The sequence below is a fragment of the Cellulomonas septica genome (genome assembly GCF_012396155.1).
GTDB classification, from domain to species: Bacteria; Actinomycetota; Actinomycetes; order Actinomycetales; family Cellulomonadaceae; genus Cellulomonas; species Cellulomonas septica.
On sequence record NZ_JAAXOY010000602.1, the window covers coordinates 1 to 2,204 of the forward strand.

Annotated in this window: 2 protein-coding genes and 1 pseudogene; 1 reads left to right on the forward strand and 2 read right to left on the reverse strand. The window is 74.2% G+C overall.

Translation table 11 applies throughout. From position 1 onward, the window contains the following. Both HGA02_RS17115 and HGA02_RS17120 read right to left on the reverse strand, forming a co-directional pair. A pseudogene (locus tag HGA02_RS17115) lies at positions 1-192 on the reverse strand (hypothetical protein); the annotation flags it as partial. Positions 193-583: 391 nt separating this feature from the next. Further along, entirely contained in the window at positions 584-1,426 is an 843-nt protein-coding gene (locus tag HGA02_RS17120) for a hypothetical protein (protein WP_168680386.1), read from the reverse strand. Here HGA02_RS17120 and rph point away from each other — a divergent pair. After that, a partial coding sequence (gene rph, locus HGA02_RS17125) for a ribonuclease PH (protein ID WP_168680388.1) occupies positions 1,425-2,204 on the forward strand: 780 nt, incomplete at its 3' end. The two genes, HGA02_RS17120 and rph, sit on opposite strands and share 2 nt — an antisense overlap.

The window sequence follows — 2,204 nt, forward strand, 5'->3', positions numbered from 1 at the left end:
CAGGGCGACGGGCTCGCCGGGCTCCGGCGTCGCGCGCGTCGTCAGGGTGCGCGTGCCGCCGTCGAGCAGGGCGACCGTCACGAGCGCGTCGCCCTGCACGACGACGAGGCCGTCGCGCCAGGCGGTCGGGGAGGCGGCGGCGACGACCTCCTGGATGGGCAGGACGTCGACGCGGGTGGTGGGCTGAGGCACGGGAGGCTCCGGGGTGTCCGGTGGGGCGGTGTCGGGTGCCGCTCCGCGCTCACGGGCGTGCGGCCCGGGCGGGGGAGCGGCGATGCGTGCGGTCGACGCGTGGGTCCGCACCCTCGGACCAGGCAGGGCACCTGCGGGGACGTCGCGGACCGGCTGACTACGAGGTCGTCAGCGGCACATTCGACACAGACACCGGATCGTCGGCAGCACGTCGGAGGCGCCCGCGGCACGCGGGTTCTCGGACAGGGGCCGGACGACGGACATGGTTCGAGTGTGAGAACGCCGTCCGCATGCTGTCAAGGATGGTCGGATGGCGGATGCCGGCGTCGTGCGGGTCCCGCAGGGGCGCGTCGTCGGGGCGGCGAGCGTCCTGTGCGGGGGAGGGTGGCGGCTACCGCTTCGCCAGCTTCTTGCCGAACGCCGCCTTGACCTGCGCCTCGACCCGGAACGCGTCGGCCTCGCCCTCGAGGCCCTGGTACGCGGCGAGGACCGCGTCGCGGAGCTTGCCGGCCTGCGTCCGGACGGCGGACGTGTCCGACGCCACAGGCCGTCTCGCCCGGGTGACCTTCGTCCAGGCCGCGGACAGCCGGGCGATCGCGGTGTCGATCGCCTGCAGCCGCTCGCGCAGCGTCTTCTCGGTGGTCGTCGGGCGCTTTGCGGCCGCCATCGCCGTGAGCTTCGGCCGGAGCACGTCGGTCTGCCACGTGGTGAAGACGGCGACGTGCGGGGCGCCGTCGGCGAGCACGGAACTGGGCTGGGCGAGCGCGTCGAGGCCGGTGAACGCGTCGGAGCGCTGCATGAGCAGGGTGAGCAGCTCCTTGTGCTTGCCGTACATGACGTCGAACATGCGCTCGGCGTGCGCCACCTGGTCGGCGTCCAGGGGCTTCGCGTAGGTCGTGGCCCGGACCGCCTCGACGACCGCCACCGGGATCTTCGTCGTCGCGTGGATCTGGGCCGGGGTCTGCTTCTGGGCGAGCAGCGAGCGGAGGACGACGACGTCCTGGTCGGCGTGCCGCGACTCGTGGTAGAGCGTGCCGACGACCTCCGTGACCTCCTGCGGGTCCAGGTCGCCGAGCACGCGCGGGGGTGTGTCGCCGGCGGTGAAGCTCGCGGTGTTGATCTTGACCTTCCAGATCTCCGAGTCGAACGAGCCGGCCGCCCCCGCGTCCGTCACGAGGGTCCAGGCGAACAGCGGCACGCCCGCGGCCTTGAGCTCGCCCGCGATCGTCGTCATGACCGCCACCACTCCCGCGCTCCGCGCCGACGGCCGCCGCCCCGACGAGCTGCGCCCCGTCACGCTCACCCGCCGCTTCCTCGACGCGGGGGAGGGCAGCGTCCTCGTCGAGTTCGGCGGGACCAAGGTGCTGTGCGTGGCGTCGTTCACGGAGGGTGTGCCGCGCTGGCGCAAGGGCTCGGGCGAGGGCTGGGTCACCGCCGAGTACGCGATGCTGCCGCGCGCCACCACGACTCGGTCGGACCGCGAGTCGGTCAAGGGGCGCGTCGGGGGCCGCACGCAGGAGATCTCGCGCCTCATCGGCCGCTCGCTGCGCGCCGTCGTCGACGTGTCCGCGCTCGGCGAGAACACGATCGTCCTCGACTGCGACGTGCTGCAGGCCGACGGCGGGACGCGCACCGCGGCCATCACGGGCGCCTACGTCGCGCTGGCCGACGCGGTCGCGTGGGCGACGCAGCAGCGCATCGTCAAGCCCGGCCGCACGGTGCTGCGCGACTCGGTCGCCGCGGTGTCCGTCGGCATCGTCGACGGCGTCCCGGTGCTCGACCTGCCGTACGTCGAGGACGTCCGCGCCGAGACCGACATGAACGTCGTCGTCACCGGCTCGGGTGCGTTCGTCGAGGTGCAGGGCACCGCTGAGCACGCCCCGTTCGACCGGCGCGAGCTCGACGCGCTGCTCGACCTCGCGGTCGCCGGCGGCGCGCAGCTCACCACGCTGCAGCGCGCGGCTCTCGCGTCCGCGCCCGGCGACGGCTCGGCGACGCGTCTCGTCGCGGGC